Source organism: Kitasatospora sp. NEAU-CNBT7 (genome assembly GCF_057220535.1).
Genome location: NZ_JBXQQB010000065.1, coordinates 1 through 14,272, shown reverse-complemented (window position 1 = coordinate 14,272; position 14,272 = coordinate 1). Strand labels below are relative to the sequence as shown.

The 14,272-nt window shown below is 70.4% G+C and carries 15 protein-coding genes and 3 pseudogenes; 5 read left to right on the top strand and 13 right to left on the bottom strand.

Going from position 1 to position 14,272, the window contains the following annotated elements:
• Positions 1-130 precede the first annotated feature (130 nt).
• Together AC2TEW_RS37040 and AC2TEW_RS37035 are read left to right on the top strand one after the other, a co-directional pair.
• Positions 131-1,252: pseudogene (locus tag AC2TEW_RS37040) on the top strand (IS256 family transposase); the annotation flags it as partial.
• Positions 1,233-1,595 carry a hypothetical protein gene (locus tag AC2TEW_RS37035; RefSeq protein ID WP_484627635.1) on the top strand — a complete coding sequence of 121 codons (363 nt, stop codon included), beginning with the start codon at positions 1,233-1,235 and terminating at the stop codon, positions 1,593-1,595. The pseudogene AC2TEW_RS37040 and the gene AC2TEW_RS37035, both read left to right, overlap by 20 nt.
• A gap of 113 nt (positions 1,596-1,708) precedes the next feature.
• Here AC2TEW_RS37035 and AC2TEW_RS37030 read toward each other — a convergent pair whose 3' ends face one another.
• The 7 genes from AC2TEW_RS37030 to AC2TEW_RS37000 all read right to left on the bottom strand — a co-directional run bounded on the left by AC2TEW_RS37030 (position 1,709) and on the right by AC2TEW_RS37000 (position 7,930).
• Positions 1,709-1,969, bottom strand: a complete 261-nt coding sequence (locus tag AC2TEW_RS37030; RefSeq protein WP_484627632.1) for a hypothetical protein — start codon at positions 1,967-1,969, stop codon at positions 1,709-1,711.
• The gene (locus tag AC2TEW_RS37025) at positions 1,959-2,186 is read right to left on the bottom strand and encodes a hypothetical protein (protein ID WP_484627631.1); all 228 of its coding nucleotides are present in this window, start codon (positions 2,184-2,186) and stop codon (positions 1,959-1,961) included. The genes AC2TEW_RS37030 and AC2TEW_RS37025 overlap by 11 nt, the downstream gene beginning before the upstream one ends.
• A gap of 273 nt (positions 2,187-2,459) precedes the next feature.
• Positions 2,460-3,026, bottom strand: a complete 567-nt coding sequence (tpg, locus tag AC2TEW_RS37020; protein ID WP_484627630.1) for a telomere-protecting terminal protein Tpg — start codon at positions 3,024-3,026, stop codon at positions 2,460-2,462.
• Complete coding sequence (tap, locus tag AC2TEW_RS37015; protein WP_484627629.1) at positions 3,023-5,326, bottom strand: telomere-associated protein Tap; 2,304 nt, start codon at positions 5,324-5,326, stop codon at positions 3,023-3,025. Before tap ends, tpg begins: the two co-directional genes overlap by 4 nt.
• A gap of 761 nt (positions 5,327-6,087) precedes the next feature.
• Entirely contained in the window at positions 6,088-6,792 is a 705-nt protein-coding gene (locus AC2TEW_RS37010; protein ID WP_484627627.1) for a hypothetical protein, read from the bottom strand.
• 72 nt (positions 6,793-6,864) lie between these two features.
• Positions 6,865-7,023: a hypothetical protein gene (locus AC2TEW_RS37005; protein WP_484627626.1), complete on the bottom strand. Its 159-nt coding sequence runs from the start codon at positions 7,021-7,023 to the stop codon at positions 6,865-6,867.
• Between the two features lie 157 nt (positions 7,024-7,180).
• The gene (locus AC2TEW_RS37000; protein WP_484627625.1) at positions 7,181-7,930 is read right to left on the bottom strand and encodes a hypothetical protein; all 750 of its coding nucleotides are present in this window, start codon (positions 7,928-7,930) and stop codon (positions 7,181-7,183) included.
• 1,007 nt (positions 7,931-8,937) lie between these two features.
• Between AC2TEW_RS37000 and AC2TEW_RS36995 the strand changes: the two genes are divergently transcribed.
• The gene (locus tag AC2TEW_RS36995; protein ID WP_484627634.1) at positions 8,938-9,144 is read left to right on the top strand and encodes a transposase; all 207 of its coding nucleotides are present in this window, start codon (positions 8,938-8,940) and stop codon (positions 9,142-9,144) included.
• Between the two features lie 89 nt (positions 9,145-9,233).
• Here the strand turns inward: AC2TEW_RS36995 and AC2TEW_RS36990 are convergent, their stop codons facing one another.
• The 3 genes from AC2TEW_RS36990 to AC2TEW_RS36980 are packed head-to-tail and all read right to left on the bottom strand — an operon-like array spanning position 9,234 to position 11,021.
• On the bottom strand, positions 9,234-9,758 hold the full coding sequence (locus AC2TEW_RS36990) for a hypothetical protein (protein ID WP_484627624.1): 525 nt from the start codon (positions 9,756-9,758) through the stop codon (positions 9,234-9,236).
• A gap of 22 nt (positions 9,759-9,780) precedes the next feature.
• Entirely contained in the window at positions 9,781-10,095 is a 315-nt protein-coding gene (locus AC2TEW_RS36985; protein WP_484627623.1) for a helix-turn-helix domain-containing protein, read from the bottom strand.
• Positions 10,092-11,021 (bottom strand): tyrosine-type recombinase/integrase, encoded by a 930-nt coding sequence (locus AC2TEW_RS36980; protein WP_484627622.1) that lies wholly within the window; start codon positions 11,019-11,021, stop codon positions 10,092-10,094. The genes AC2TEW_RS36985 and AC2TEW_RS36980 overlap by 4 nt, the downstream gene beginning before the upstream one ends.
• Before the next feature lie 286 nt (positions 11,022-11,307).
• Between AC2TEW_RS36980 and AC2TEW_RS36975 the strand changes: the two are divergent.
• Positions 11,308-11,453, top strand: a pseudogene (locus AC2TEW_RS36975) (IS21-like element helper ATPase IstB); the annotation flags it as partial.
• A gap of 108 nt (positions 11,454-11,561) precedes the next feature.
• On the opposite strand, the gene AC2TEW_RS36970 reads toward AC2TEW_RS36975, so the two are convergent.
• Together AC2TEW_RS36970 and AC2TEW_RS36965 are read right to left on the bottom strand one after the other, a co-directional pair.
• Entirely contained in the window at positions 11,562-12,638 is a 1,077-nt protein-coding gene (locus AC2TEW_RS36970) for a DUF5925 domain-containing protein (RefSeq protein WP_484627633.1), read from the bottom strand.
• Between the two features lie 53 nt (positions 12,639-12,691).
• The gene (locus AC2TEW_RS36965; protein ID WP_484627621.1) at positions 12,692-12,949 is read right to left on the bottom strand and encodes a phosphopantetheine-binding protein; all 258 of its coding nucleotides are present in this window, start codon (positions 12,947-12,949) and stop codon (positions 12,692-12,694) included.
• 487 nt (positions 12,950-13,436) lie between these two features.
• Between AC2TEW_RS36965 and AC2TEW_RS36960 the strand changes: the two genes are divergently transcribed.
• Positions 13,437-13,877: a hypothetical protein gene (locus AC2TEW_RS36960; RefSeq protein WP_484627620.1), complete on the top strand. Its 441-nt coding sequence runs from the start codon at positions 13,437-13,439 to the stop codon at positions 13,875-13,877.
• 104 nt (positions 13,878-13,981) lie between these two features.
• On the opposite strand, the pseudogene AC2TEW_RS36955 reads toward AC2TEW_RS36960, so the two are convergent.
• Positions 13,982-14,272, bottom strand: a pseudogene (locus AC2TEW_RS36955) (ISAs1 family transposase); the annotation flags it as partial.

Below are 14,272 nucleotides of genomic sequence, written 5' to 3'. Positions count from 1 at the left end.
GGGAGTATCAGAATTTCGGTGGACACCCTGATCAAGGGAGTCACTGATGAGCTCGCTGACGGATCACCGGATCGAGTCGGTTCCTGAGGGAACGGTTGCGGCGGAGACGGAAACGGCCGATGCCTTGGACATGGGTTCCAGGAGAGACACACGCGGGTCGGACGTGGTGGCGTCCGTGGCCGAGCTGGCGGCCGAGCAGGCCCGGGCCGGCGGGATGCAGCTGCTCGGTGAGGGCGGGCTGTTGCAACAGCTGACCCGGCACCTGCTCCAGGAGGCTCTGGAAGCCGAGATGGACGAGCACCTGGCCGGTTCCGCGGAGTTGGGCCGCAGTGCCCGCAAGGGCGGGAACGCCCGCAACGGCTACCGGTCCAAGACGGTGCTGACCGAGGCCGGCCCGGTCACCGTCGAGGTGCCCCGGGACCGGTCGGGGACGTTCACACCGAAGGTTCTGCCCCGGCATGCGCGTCGCACGGAGGGCCTGGACAACCTGGTCGTGTCGCTGACCGCGAAGGGCCTGACCTCCGGGGAGATCGTCGCGCACCTCGCCGAGGTCTACGGAATGGCGACGAGCAAGGAGACCGTGTCCACGATCACCGACCGCGTCCTGGAGGGCATGGCCGACTGGCGGACCCGCCCGCTCGACGCGGTCTACCCAGTCCTGTTCGTGGACGCTGTGAATATCAAGGTCCGCGACGGGCAGGTCGCCAACCGGCCCGTCTACGTGGTCCTGGGCGTCACGGCCGACGGCTACCGCGACATCCTGGGCCTGTGGACCTCCAGCGGCGGCGAGGGAGCCAAGTACTGGCAGTCGGTCCTCACCGAGATCAAGAACCGCGGCGTGAAGGACTGCCTGATCCTGGTCTGCGACGGACTGACCGGGCTGCCGGACGCGGTCGCGCAGGTCTGGCCGCAAACCGTGGTCCAGACGTGCATCGTCCACCTGCTGCGGAACTCGTTCCGCTACACGTCCAAGCGGGACTGGGCGGCGGTGGTCAGGGATCTCAAGCCGGTCTACACAGCGCCGAACGAGGCCGCGGCGCTGGAGCGGTTCGCCGAATTCACCGCGGCCTGGGAGGCGAACTACCCGGCTGTGGTGAAACTCTGGGAGAGGGCCTGGCCCGAGATGGTGCCCTTCCTCGGCTTCGACACCGAGATCCGGAAGATCATCTGCACCACCAACGCCATCGAGAGCCTCAACCAAGCGCGCACGCGTCCTCCAGGCTGTCCAGGACATGCTCCGCGGCGGCAGGCACATCACCTTCGCCGCGGTCGCCCGCGAAGCGGACGTCTCCAGCTGGCTCGTCTATGCCCCGGGCGTCCGGGAGCGGATCGAACAGGCCCGGTCCCGCCAGGCAGCCCAAGACCATCGCGACCAGCAGAGCGGTCGCAAGTCGTCCGCAGCCAGCGAGCAGACCGATCTCCTTCTCGCCCGCGAGGAGATCAAGCGGCTGCGGACCGAGAACGCCGGCCTCCGGCAGCAGGTCAAGGTCCATCTCGCCTACAGGTCGAGCAGCTGGGCAGCTACGACCTCGTCGAGCGCATCAACGAACTCACCGCGGAGAACCAACGGCTATCGACAGCGGAACGGCAGCTAGCGGCCGAGAACAAGCAACTTCACCAGCGGTTCAAGGACCTCGAAGACGAACTTGCCGGGGCTCGCACCAGCCTTCGGAACATGATCAAGAACCAGAACCGTGCCTAACGTCCCTCAGGCCGCCAAAACGCTCTCACCTGCATAAACGATGTCCGAACCCAAGATAATGATCGTCCGGCGGACCGTGACGTGGTAGATGATGCGGACACCGTCGCGGTAGTCGCGCAGCCGGCCGCCGCCCTCGAGCGGGTGGCCGATGTCGGGGCGCACGGAGATGGCGACCAGGGCGCGGTCCAGGCGGTGGGTCTGGGCCGCGGTCAGCTTCTCGAGCTGGCGGGCGGCGACGTCGGCACGGCGCGGGGTTTCAGGCGACACGCTGCTCAGTCTGCCCGTTCGCCAGCTCGGCGAGGTGGCGTTCGCGCAACTCCTCCCACGGCGTGCAGTCCTCGGCCTCGGGCAGGCCGTTGGCGGCGACGTCCTCCAGGAACGCGGCCAGCTGCTCGGCCCGGCCGCGTTCCTCCCGGGCCAGGGCGCGCAGCGCCTCGGCGCCCTCGGGGGCGAGCTGTTCGCGGCCGCTGTCGTTCGACGTCATCATGCTCTCCGTCCGGCCCCCGGTGGTCTGGGCCCGGGAGTTCACTCCCCAACCGTAGCCAGAAACGCGCTATCCGGAACCGTAGTCGACCGAAGTCGAATTGACCGCGGCCGCCGGTTCCTTCGCGCGGCGCAGCGACGGCGGGCCCGTGCCCGCCCGGCCCGGCGGTGAGCAGCACACGGGCCGGGCTTCGGGCCGACGGGCGTCGGGCGGTCGGGGCGTCGGGAGCCCGACCGCACCTGAGATTTCATCTTTTGCAGCCGTGTCCGGAATTCAGAATTTGACGTCGATCGCCCGGATGTCCGTGAATGCGACTTCGAGTCCTTCGTTGCGTCCGCCGTCCTTAAAATAGATTTCCTGGAATGCCTCGGCCATGACCTCGCGCATCCGACGGTCGTCAGCACCCTGATCCTGGGCCGCGAACAGCCGCCCGGCCCAGGAGGGCGGGAGGTGGAGGGTCAGGTGCCGCAGGCGGGCCTGGTCGGTGGTGCCGCCCGGCGCGGTGTAGCCGAAGGTGGCCCAGACCTCGACGGTGATGCCGCCGGCGGTGGCGGCCTGCTTGCGGGCCCGGCGGCGGATGCCGGGCTGCCACACCCGGCCCACCTCGCGGGCCAGCGCCTCGCGCAGCGCCGGACGCGGGTGGCGCAGCTTGCCCGTCAGGTAGCGGCGGACCGTGTTGGGGTCGATGCCCAGGCGGGCCGCCACAGCCTTGCGGTCGCCCTTGGCGGCCTTGACGAGGGCCCGCATCTGGGCCTGCGCGGTCTTGGGCGGGGGTTGGGTGAAGTGTTCGGGGGTGGCGCGGTCGATCGCGTCGGTGATCTCCTCCACGGCGCCGCTCACTTCCCCTCGACGGTGGCGGAGTCGTGGCCCTTGACGTGGCGGGCCGGGTTGACGGGCAGGTCGCGCTCGAGCAGGTCGACCGCCCACAGCATGCTCTGCGCGCCCTCGACCTTGGCCAGGCCGGGGGTGGCGCCGAGGCGGAACGTGCCGGGCAGGACCTTGCCGGAGCCGGTCAGCGGCAGGAACCCCAGCGGGGAGGCGGTCGGGGAGGCGTAGACGACGCAGTCGATGTTCACCCCGAGCGGGTAACGGCCGCTCGCCTTGGCGACGTTGGCCATCTTGCGGTACAGGTTCACCCGCGCCTTGGCAATGACCGCGGCCCGGATGTCGGGGCGCCAGGTGGGGCGCTCCAGGGCCGGCCACGGCTCGCCGGGGACGTAGCCGACGCCCTGCGGGCGCTCGCGGAGCTTGCCGATCCCGAACTTCACCGTCGACTTCACCGCCGACAGCACCATGGCGATCTGGTGGTGGCGCCAGGCGGCCGAGGCCAGTCGGTCGTCGCCGAGCTGCGCGAGGTGGGCGAGGTCCTCAGCGGCCAGCGCCGCACGCAGCGCGTCCAGGTCTTCGCCGGCGTCCTTGAGGAGGCGGTGCGCGGTCATCGCGGCGAGGAACGCCCGCTCGTCGGCGTCCTTGTCCACCGGGATGCCCGCCTCCGCCATCGTGGACACGTACGCCTCCCGCAGCCGGTCGTGCCACGGGTCGAGGTAGGCGCCGTACTGCTCGCGCACATACGCCTCCACCGGCCGGATGTCGGCGCCGAGTTCCTGGGCGTAGGCGACGGTGGGTGTGGCGTACCAGCCGGGGCCCTCGGGCGGGAGGCCGGTCGGCGTGAACGGGCTGGGCAGCCGCGGGTCGCACGCGATGCCCGACAGGTCGACCAGCCACGTGCCGGGCACCTTCTTGTCGAACCGGGGACGCCGCACGTGGACCGGGGCGCCGAGGCCCACGTTCAGGCGGGCCGCGGCGGCGAGGTAGGCGGTGTTCAGGTCGATGCCGACCGCGAACGGCTCCACCATCTCCGCCTCCGACAGCGTCTGAACCGGGCGGGTCCACTGGCAGGACTCCTCGTTCATGAGCCCGCCCTCCCAGCCCTGCGCGGCCGGGTGCTCGGCGATCACCTCCGGCGGCGCCGCCTGGACCACCGAGGTCAGCGCGCCCGGGTTCGGCCCCGACACCCACTCCCCCGTCGCCTCGTCGCGCACCGCCCGGGTCGGCGGGCGCAGCGCGGTCATCAGCTCGAGGCCGCAGGTGGCGGTGGAGCCGCGGGGGGTGATGACGCGGGAGGTGTAGATGCCGAGCACGCGGGCGAGGTCGGGGGCGGGGAGGGTGTCGGCGGCGCCCCAGGCGCGGTCGTCCAGGGCGCGCCAGGGCAGCACGGCGAGCTGGACGCACTGGCGGCGCCCGTCGGTGACGGGGCGGTAGATCCGCGGCCAGGGGCCGAAGCCACGCCGGGTGAGCTGCCACTTGGAGCGGGCCAGCGCCTTGACGACCTTGTGGTCCTGCGGCAGGCGCTGGCTGCGGCGGGTCGCCGGGTCGTCGTCCAGACTCGGGGGCAGGCCGAAGCGTTCGGCGGCGGCCGCGGTCAGCACGATGAGCGGGTCGGCATCCTTGCCGTTGCGGTTCAGCCTGGCGGCGCCGAGCCCGGATTCGGTCAGCGCCCAGGTCGCCAGCTGCGCAAGCGTGGTGGCCGGGCACTCCAGCACCAGGCCGCCGACACCGTAGGCGGTGCCGTCCCCGTCCAGCACCACCAGCGGGCCGTTCGGGAACTGCCCGTCGAAGGCCTGCGCCGCACGCGCGGCCAGCCGCCGCACGGGTGCGGGTGCCTCGCCGGTCCGCACCGGCCCGCGAGCGGGGCGGCGGGCCGGGCGCGGGCCGACCCCGTCCTCGTCGTCGTCAGGGACCGCCGGACCCGCCGGGGTTTGCGGGGTCCGCCCGGCCGTCTCCTCCACGGCCGTGTTCCCCACGGCGGTGGCAGGGACGGGCGTCGCCGCGGAGTGGGGGGCGAAGGCGGGCGGCACCTCGGCGACCGTCGCCTCGGCCGCCGCCGGGACCGGGTGCTGCTGCGCCCAGCCCTCCAGCAGCCTGGCGTAGGCCTCCAGCCTGGGCGGCCTGGGCTCGGAGCGGCCCGCCTCCCAGTTCTTCACCGTCTGCGTCGTCGTCCTCAACACCTGGGCCAGCCGCGCCTGCGGCACCCCCGCCGCCTCCCGCAGCCGCGCCCGCTCCGCGGGCTCCGGCAGCCGCGGACCACCGTCGTTCAGCAGCGCGTCCACCGCCGCGAAGAGCTCCTCCTGCGTGGGCATCACAGCCTCACCTCCACCACCCACCCTAGCCCACCTTTAACCCTGAAACATTTATCCTTCCCGTTCGCGGTCGAGTGAACTTCCATGCTCATTAAGACAATTGGCAAGCCCCAGCTATCTTGCTCTTAACCTTGGAGGAGGAACGGCTGGCGGACCGGGCGCCGACGTCCTCCGCAGCGCCCGGTGGCTGCACCCGGCCCCGCGGAGCGGGCCGCTGCCACCGGGCTTCGAGCGGCGCCCCGCGCGGCGGGCCGCTTCGGCAGGACCTCGCCCGGGCCCGGCGGACAGGGCCCGGGCCCCGGCGCCGCGCAGCCGGGCTTCGCGGGTCACCGACGCTCCCGCCCCTCCCCTGCGTGCTCCCCGTGGTGGGGCTGACCCATGGCCAGGTCCTTCCCCGAGAACCCCGCGCGGCCTCGCCGGCCTCCACATCACGCTGCCCGCCCTCGCCGGGATCCGGATCGCCCTGACCGGCAGCCGCGGGACTGGCAGGTTCCACGTCCCGCCGTCCGAAAGGCGCTCGCCGTAGCGGCGGGCGGTGACGTACAGGCGGTGACCCACGGGCGGCGGCCGGCGGACTGTCACCGGCCCCAGGGCACAGGGACACGCGGTGACACCCGCTCCATGCGGCCGCACGCTCGCCGTGACGGCCGGCCAGCACTCCTCGTCAGCATGCCCCTGACCCGGGCGGTCCGTGCCCGCTCCCTGTCGGCGCCTACCTGATGGCGCGTGCGGCGATGGGACGGCACTGCCCGGGGAAGCGTTCAGCGGGAGACTGCGGCCCGGGAGGCCAAGACGGCCCGGAGCCGCTCGCGCAGGCGCGGCAGGGAGTCCCTGGCTCCCAGGAGAGTGAGGAATTGCGCGGTGTCCCAGAGGGTGAGCGCACCGTTGCGGGCGTGGTACCAGCCGAGTCGTTCGATGCGGTACTCGTCGTCGTAGTCCAGCAGCAGGTAGCCGGCGAGCTGGTAGATGTCCTTTCCGGGAATCTTGTCCGGGGTGATGGTCGCCTTGACGTCGACGAGGGTGCGATCTGCGATCCAGTCGGCATCGGCACCTGCGACATCCGCGCTGCCGGCGAAGGTCGGAGCGGGAACGACCAGGTCAGGAGAGGTGGCTGTGCGCAAGGCCTCCAGCCCTCCGTGGCGGGAGCGCTCCACCATCGCGGCAATGTCTTGCACCGCATGGTCGGGCACGGTCCGCACCAGGTCCTCCAGGGTGAGGGAGGCGTCGGCCTGCGCCAGCGCGGTGGACGGCCAGACCTGCCCGGTGCGGAAGACCTCCTCGAACAGTGCCGCGACATAGGCGAGGCGGGCGAGGCGTTCCTCCGTCTCCCGCCCACGGCCGCCGGGCCGTGAACGGTCGTCGAGTTGCTCACGGATGATCAGCTCGTCGATCGTGTGCAGCAGCTCAACGCCGACACGCCGCAGGACCGGGGTGTACTCCGCAGCCATCGAAATCCCGGCGTCCACGGAGCGGCCTCGCGGTTGAACGGCCCGCAGCGACCAGCGCAGACGGTGGTCGATCGCCGCTCCCAGCGTGCCCTACCGGATGTCGGTCTGCGGCTCGGGTCGCTGCGTCGGCAGTACCTGCGAGCGGGTCGCCCGGTAGGAGGCCCTCAGCGCGCGAAGGGCGGGCAGCTCGCTCTCGAAGAAGACCCGCAGGGCGGAGGTCTTGTCGTCGAGAAGTCGGGTCAGGCTCACAGCAGTTCCTCTTTCCGGGCGGGGGCGGTGACGGACAGGGTGGCGGGGCAAGGCCGCTCGGCCTTGTGCCGCGCAGGTGAACGGGGGTGCCGGCCGGGGCCCGGAGCACGGCCATCGCCGCGCAGACACATCCTGGGAGCGCTCGGTCCCGACGCTGTCACCCGCCGAACTCCTCGGCTTCCACAGCCGCCGGCCCGCGCGCATCGAGCTTGAGCAGGCGTGAGGCGATCGCCCCCTCGTTGCGGCCGAACTCTTCGGCCAAACCACCCAGCGACACGCCCTCGGCGCAGCGTTCGAGAAGGTCTGCGTCATCGTCCGCCGTCCAGCGCCGGTAGGCGTTGGGGTGCTCGCGCCGCTTCTCCTCGACCGTGTAGGCCTTCTCGGGTGCGCTCTGCACGGGGACAGGCCGCGGGGCGGCGACCAGGTCCTCGGGGAACGGGGCAAGGCGCAGGCCGGCGAGCTTCCAGCGGATCGATTTCTCGGAGCGTCCGAGCATCTGCGCGATGCCGGCCGGGTCGGTCCCCTCGTGGTGGAGGGCGGCCAGCCGGTTCTCCTCCTCGCCGCTCCAGAGCTCCCCGGTACGGGGCGGCCCCTGAGGAGTGTGCGGACCGGTGGCGGGTTCCCGCTCCTGCGTGCCGTCCGGTCCCGTGGCGCCCGTCAGCAGGCGGGCGATCAGCGGGATGTCGGCGGGCAGGACGTCCCCTCGCAGTTCCGTGACGACCTCGCCGTCCGCGTCGCAGCCGGTGATTCCCACTCGCCCGCGGCCGGGGGTGTCCGATTCGTACGACAGCTCGTAGCGGCGCGCGCCGTCCGGGGTGTGCACGGTGATCGTCCGGCGGGTCGTCTCCGCGACCGTCCACTGCCGCGGCGGCCGGGGTGGCTCCCCCAGCGGCCGGCCGGAAGCCATGTCATCCGTTCCTGTGCCGACGTTCACGGACATCACCCGATCACCCTTTCCGTCCCTGCGTAGCGGCGCAGCCTGCCGAGGCCGCGGTCCGCGCAACCCGCAGGTCGCGGCCGCACCCGCCGAGCGCGCGACAGCAATTGACGTGCCGTCAGAATCATGTCGAGGAGAGCGTTTTACCGCCCTCATATTCCTTCCGGCCCGAACGATAGCAACGGGCCAGGACGGACGGCGCCGAAGACGGACAGCCTCCGAACGCATACGCACGACGCTGTCACGGGCGCCTGCTACCCTCGGCGCAACCTCGCCCTGCTGCCAACGGGCCACGCGGAGCGGAACAAGCCCACTACCGGGTCTCCGCCACCCGGCGCGCTCCCCGCCGACCTTCTCCCGGGGGACGGGGCCGCACCCCGCAAGAACATCCGAAACGGTGAACTCCTCCATCACCCGGAGGCCGTGGGCGCGGCCCGGCGCCACCTCCTGCCAAGAAGCCGGCGGCGGGCAGGCCGAGCCCCGGAGAGCACCCTGCCGCCGCCGATGGTCGCCGCTGCGGCCCGCCGGCACCGGCTTCCCCACCGCGCATCCGTTCCTCACGCCGCAGGTGCACCACGAACCGGTCGCCCCCGCGCCGGTCACCGGGCCCGTGGCCGCCCGCAACGGCGGAGCGGCGCAGGCCGGGAGACGGGTGCACGTGCGGCCCCGGGTCACGGCCCCGGGCCGCACGGAGCAAGGGTGTCCAATTCCTCATGGATGTCCGTTTTCGGGTCAGGTCTCTGTAGCGCCACGCACACGGCCGAAGGGCGGGCACCGACGGCAAGCCAAGGGCGCCCGGAAGCGACTGCGCTGTCCGTCCCCCGATCAGTGGAGCGGCCGGCCGGGATCCCCCATTACCTCATGGGGGCGGGCGGACCGGGCCGACAGAGGCAGGCGACAGCACGCTGCACCGGCCGCCGTAGAGCACCCACCGCGCCGCACACCGGCAGCACTCCGACACCCCCGACACCGCCACCCTGCCGGCGACGCACCCACTTCACGGCGGTGTGAACAGCCTCAAGGGCGTCTCCGCGCGGTATCTGCGGCAGGAGTACACCGGTGCGATGAACCGGGCGATCATGCACGGCCACCTGTGGTCACCGTCCTACTTCGCCGCGTCCTGCGGCGGCGCACCGCTCAGCATCATCCGCCAGTACATCGAGAACCAGCAGCGGCCCGTCTGACCCTCAGAACGGAGGCGCAGAGAGCTACGGCGCTCCGCGCCTCCGGGCCAAGGATGAGCTAACCCCGGCCTGAAGGCCGAGGCTTGCGCTCAAGAGTGTCGGTCACCCAGCCAGGGCACGGGCTCGGCGAGCCGTGCGGCGAGATTCTCGGCGGCGATGAACGGGCGGTCGGGGTGCTTCTGCCAGCAGGCCGAACACAGCCCGAGCCCGGCATGGCGCCGCACCTGGCCGCAGCCGGCGCACTGCCGCGGCGGCTGGTTGCTCTGCCGTTGACGAGAGCAGTGGCCGCACCATCCGGTGCCGTCCTGCAGAAAGCCGGGCCGCTGGCAGCGCGGGCAGACCCGCTTCGCGGCCTGCCGGTCGGCTTCGCGTCGGCAGATCCCGCAGTGGCTGGCGGTCGGCGAGCGGACCGGGCGCCCGCAGCCCGCGCAGGTCCGCGAGCAGGTGATGCACCGCCCGGTCTCGGCCTGCAGGACGCGTGAATTCCCGCAGGCAAGGCAGGACGCGCGGGCGGCCTCGTCCTTCATTCGGGCCGTGCAGCGGCAGCAGTGCTGCCGGTCGATGAAGCCGACCGGTGCCCCGCAACCGATGCAGTCCCGCTGCCTCTTGCCCATGCCTGGCCCACACCTCCTTCGGTCAGATCGGCGGCATGGACCGGCCCCGGGCCGAGGCGACCCGGGGCAGATCTGCTGCCGGTCGAGGAGAAGCCACAGGGCGTTCGACGGGGGTGGTGTCGACCTCGATCAGGTCGTTGGGGGTGCACTCCAGCGCGGTGCACAACGCTGCGAGCGTGGACATCTTCACCTGCGAGGGTTCCTTGGTGAACAGGGCCGAAACCGAGGCGGAGGACAGTTCCAGGCCCGCCTTCTCGGCCAGGAGCCGCCGCAGCTGGGCGCCGGTCCAGACCTCGCGCTGGGCGGCGGCCATCCGCAGCTTCCACTTGATGTTCACGGCGTGGGTTCCTCTCCGGTGAGCTCGCCGAGCGTGCTGGTCACGGCGCGTCGATACGCGTCCTCGATGAACGTGGCCGAGGGCCGGACGTATCTCATGGTCGAACTGACAGTCCAATGGCCAAGTAGTTGCTGGATGGCGACCAGGTCCACTCCGCGCTCGTAGTTGTGGGTCGCGCAGGCCCTCCGCAGGGCATGCGGACTGAACCGGTCGGTGGCCGGCCGGCCCTCCAGCTCCATCAGATAGCGCAGGCGGTTGCGGACGGTGCCCTGGTGCAGGTGGCCGCCCGACTCATCGGCGAACAGCGCGGGCGAGTCGGGGAACTTGCCGCGGACGTCGTCGAGGAACCAGCGCAGGACCAGATCCAGTTGGTCGAGCATGGGCACCCATCGCGGACGCGGCCCGGAGGTGTGGGCGCCCTTGCCGAAGCGCACGTGCAGCTTGCCGAACGGGCCGCGGCCGAAGTGCACGTCGGGGCGGTCCAGGAGCGATGCCTCCTCGGAGCGCAGGCCGGCGTGGTACAGCGTCCGAAAGAGCGCGTAGTCGCGGGCGGCGGGTGCGTACTTGCGGGCGGTGGCGATCCGGGCCTTGAGGAAGTCGAAGAACTCCTCGACCCGCTCGGGGGTCGGCGGCGGCAGCAGGGCCGGGGAGTCGTCGCCGACATGCCGCGAGGCGTTGAACTCGTCCACCGGGCAGACCAACCGGACGCCAAACGCGGCCTCGATCTCGATGGCCTTTCGGGCCTGGAGGAACCGGTGGAACCCCTTGAAGATCTGGACGTATCCGCGGCGTGTGGACGGCGCCCGCCCCTCCACGGCCAGGCCGCCGACTACGCGGTCGATGTCCTCGGGTGTGACATCCCATGCCGGCCGCCCCAGAGCCTTCAATGTCCGCTCCAGCAGGCCGATGTCGTTTTCGACCGTCACCGGGCTGAACCCTCGGGCCCGCCACGAGGCCACGAAGGCCTCCACGCACAGCGCCTGGAACTCCCACGGATCCCAGCCCAGGCAACGGGCATCTCGGGCACCGTTCGGCCCTCGATCACCCGCAGACGCGGCTCCACCATCCGGCACACCTTCCTCGCACCTGACGAATGAAGGTAGCGCCTACAGAACCGCGCTGTCAGCAAGACAATCAGGGAGACACTCAGACCCCTGAAACGGCCAGGTCGCAGGGCCGTTGTCTCTCCCGGAACAAGTGCCAGCCCCAGTTGGCTGGACCAAGACGTTCACCGACCCCCGCCTCTGCGCGGCCATCTCGACCGCCTCACCTTCGGCGGCAACATCATCGAGACCGGCACCGGCTCCGACCGCCTGGCCACCACCCGAGCACGCACCGGACAGCAGACCACCGGCTGAACCGCGACAGCCCAGCAGCTGGTGTCACCCCGGTCGGGACGAGCGGCGCCGATGATCCTGTGAACGGTCCAGCGGCCGTGGTCGAGGACCGTAGGGCCCACGGCGTCGTTACAGATAGGCGCCTGTGACGTGGTGGGCTGATTGGCTGGCGCGGCCGGCTCCGGCCTGCTGAGCGTACAGTTCGGCCAGAGAGACCGGTCCGCTGGTGAACGTAGCTGGCCCGCCCGGGTTGTGTTCCTTCCAGGTCAGGGCCTCCGCCTGGGTGAGCAGGCCGACCTCGATCTCCGCCAGGCACCGGCCCGGCCGGGTGATGGCCGGATGGACGCGTTGCAGATCCTCGTTCGTGGTGATGGCCACAAGGACCCGGCGGTCGGCGCCGAGCATGCCATCGGTGATGTTCAGCAGCCGTGACAGCTGCGCACCGGTGGTACGTCCGCCGTCAGCCCGAATAAGGGCGTCCCCGTCCTCGATGACGATCATTCGCCAGCGCTCCCCAGCTCGGGGGCTGGCGTTCCCGAACGCGACTTCCTTCAGGTAGTCGGCGGAGGCCAGGATCTTCTCCTGGTCGAGAACATATTCGAAGTCGCACCAGCTCCGCCACTCGTGAGCAAGCGTCCGCAGCGCTGTTGTCTTCCCGGTGCCGGGCGGACCGTGAACGACAAGGATCGAACCGAAGATGGCCTCAGGAGTAAGGCCGGACAGATCGCCAAAGCCCTGGGCGGCGGCCGCCGTGTAGTTGCCCCTGATCTCCCGCCACGGCTGAGTCGGCATCGACCGGCCGCTGCGCCGGGCCGACCCCTGGTCTCCCAGATGCCAGAAACCGATCTGCACATGGCTTCCGTCCCCGACCACCGGCTTCGTAGCCGTGACCATGTCGCAGACGACACGTTCGGCAGTGTCCTCAAGCGCCGCAGTGACTGTGACACGCACTACAAACCGCTCCGCGGCTCGGACCTTCTCGGCCTGTGCCGTCCACCCCGGACCGCTGAACAGCCAGCAGCCACTACCGTCTGAGCTGTGATGTGTGCGAAGAATGTGAGCACCGAGCGGCAGCGCCGACGCGACGTCTACATCGCCCTCGATTTCAACAGAGCGCGCATGCGGCTGCGAGCCATCAAGGTACGCGGCCACCGCAAGAGCGTTGATGATGTGCTTGGCAGCATCCCGTCCAGTAGGCCGAAACATTCCGGGGATCTCTAGCGTAGCCCCGCTGGACAGCAGGGGTACGTCAGTGGCCGTCACTCCTCGTCCAGCAGCCGCATCACGAGCCCCGCAACGTCCCCGATGGTCGCCAGCCCATTGGCAGACGAGTCCTCGATATTGACCCCGAAACGCTCTTCGACAGCCACGACCACCTCAACCGTGGACAGCGAGTCAATGTCGAGATCGTCAAGGAGCTTGACATCGCCAAGCTCCTTTCCCTCGGGCAGCACCACTCCCGAAACTTCCGTGATGATCTCCGAAACCTGCGCGGTCACCGAGCTGAGGTCATGCAAGGACATAGTTTTCCCTTCGATGGTGAAGAACCACCACGGTATGCAGCACACCTCGCTCCCCTCACGCACTAAAGGGCACTAAATCAGGCAAAGCTCTCGTCTCGTACGGGCATCCGGCCGCAACAACAATGCTCAACGAAACCCGGCAGCGTCTACCGCCTGAGCAAACACCCGGCATCACCAGTCCTACTTGTCACACACATGGAAGGAGCTGCGCTTTCTCCCTCTCAAACAGACACTGAGCCGCCCGAGGCTGGCGATGACGTCCACGCCGGCCCGGCCACCACGGTTCAGCAGTCTCGCCAGTGATGGTCTGATCCCTCGCATCTCGCCGCTTCCTGCCGGGTGGGGGCATCCGGGAGATCCACCTGCCAGCGCCCTTGTTCATGCCCGTTTGCCTGCCTTTCCGGCCGTTGGTGACCCGCGGCTCGGTCCATAGCGTCGAGAGGAAGCAGCCCTGAGGTCCCCCGGTGAAAGGCAAGACGTCATGAAGACCGCCAAGATCAGTGGCTTGGCGGGCGGACTCGGCGATCTGGCCATGGCGGGCTGGACGGCGATGGTCCCCGGCCAGGGCATACGCTCATACGCCCTGCTGGCGCACTGCGGCACGCAGGAGACCGATACCGTTATGCCCCGCATCTCAACGACGCTCGGGCTCGACCCGACGCCGGGCTCTGTGACTTCGCGTCTGCGACAGGCCACCCGGTTCCGCCTGTCCGAAAACGGATGGGCAACTCTGTGCGTGCCAGGTGGCGAGCGCATCGAGTGCCGGGCGTTCGACGCATGGCAGGCAGCCTGCCAACGCGAGAAGTACGCCTGCCTCTATGTCTCCTACCTGCACTTCCCCGGAGGCGTCAGCGTGGAACAACACGTCGAGGACATGGTCCGGTCCGACCAGTACGCGGTGGGGTTGATCCCTGCCTGCTGAGGAGGGCACCCGAAACCGGGTGCCATTCGCACGCTGTGGCCACGGCGGCTCAGCCCGCTTCGAGGCCAGCGCCCCTCCGGTCAGGGCTGATGCAAAGTCGGATCTCAGTCGTGAATATGCAGGTCACCGGGGATGCCGAAGAGGTCGAGCGGGGCTGTGTGCGGTGCGAGCGCCAGCCGGCGGCGGGCGTCGGCGATGGAACTTCCTGTCCTGCGCAGGAAGTTCATCGTGACCGATCTCAACGTGGCCATGTTCTGGGCTCCGTGGCCGGTGCGGATGCGGGAGGCGTCCTCGCCCAGCGTCACGTCCCGCACGTAGTGGACCTTGTTCTCGATGCCCCAGTGCCCTCGTGTGATCTCGCCGATCCGCTGCGGGCCGGCCTGTCGCGAGGTGAG

What these genes read in the sequence shown, in the direction of transcription:
- AC2TEW_RS36960 (WP_484627620.1), top strand. Translation starts at nt 13,437, where the DNA reads ATGAAGACCGCCAAGATCAGTGGCTTGGCGGGCGGACTCGGCGATCTG.
- AC2TEW_RS36990 (WP_484627624.1), bottom strand. Translation starts at nt 9,758, where the DNA reads ATGGGCAAGAGGCAGCGGGACTGCATCGGTTGCGGGGCACCGGTCGGC.
- AC2TEW_RS37000 (WP_484627625.1), bottom strand. Translation starts at nt 7,930, where the DNA reads ATGGCTTCCGGCCGGCCGCTGGGGGAGCCACCCCGGCCGCCGCGGCAG.
- AC2TEW_RS37035 (WP_484627635.1), top strand. Translation starts at nt 1,233, where the DNA reads ATGCTCCGCGGCGGCAGGCACATCACCTTCGCCGCGGTCGCCCGCGAA.
- tap (WP_484627629.1), bottom strand. Translation starts at nt 5,326, where the DNA reads ATGCCCACGCAGGAGGAGCTCTTCGCGGCGGTGGACGCGCTGCTGAAC.
- AC2TEW_RS37025 (WP_484627631.1), bottom strand. Translation starts at nt 2,186, where the DNA reads ATGACGTCGAACGACAGCGGCCGCGAACAGCTCGCCCCCGAGGGCGCC.
- AC2TEW_RS36970 (WP_484627633.1), bottom strand. Translation starts at nt 12,638, where the DNA reads ATGTTTCGGCCTACTGGACGGGATGCTGCCAAGCACATCATCAACGCT.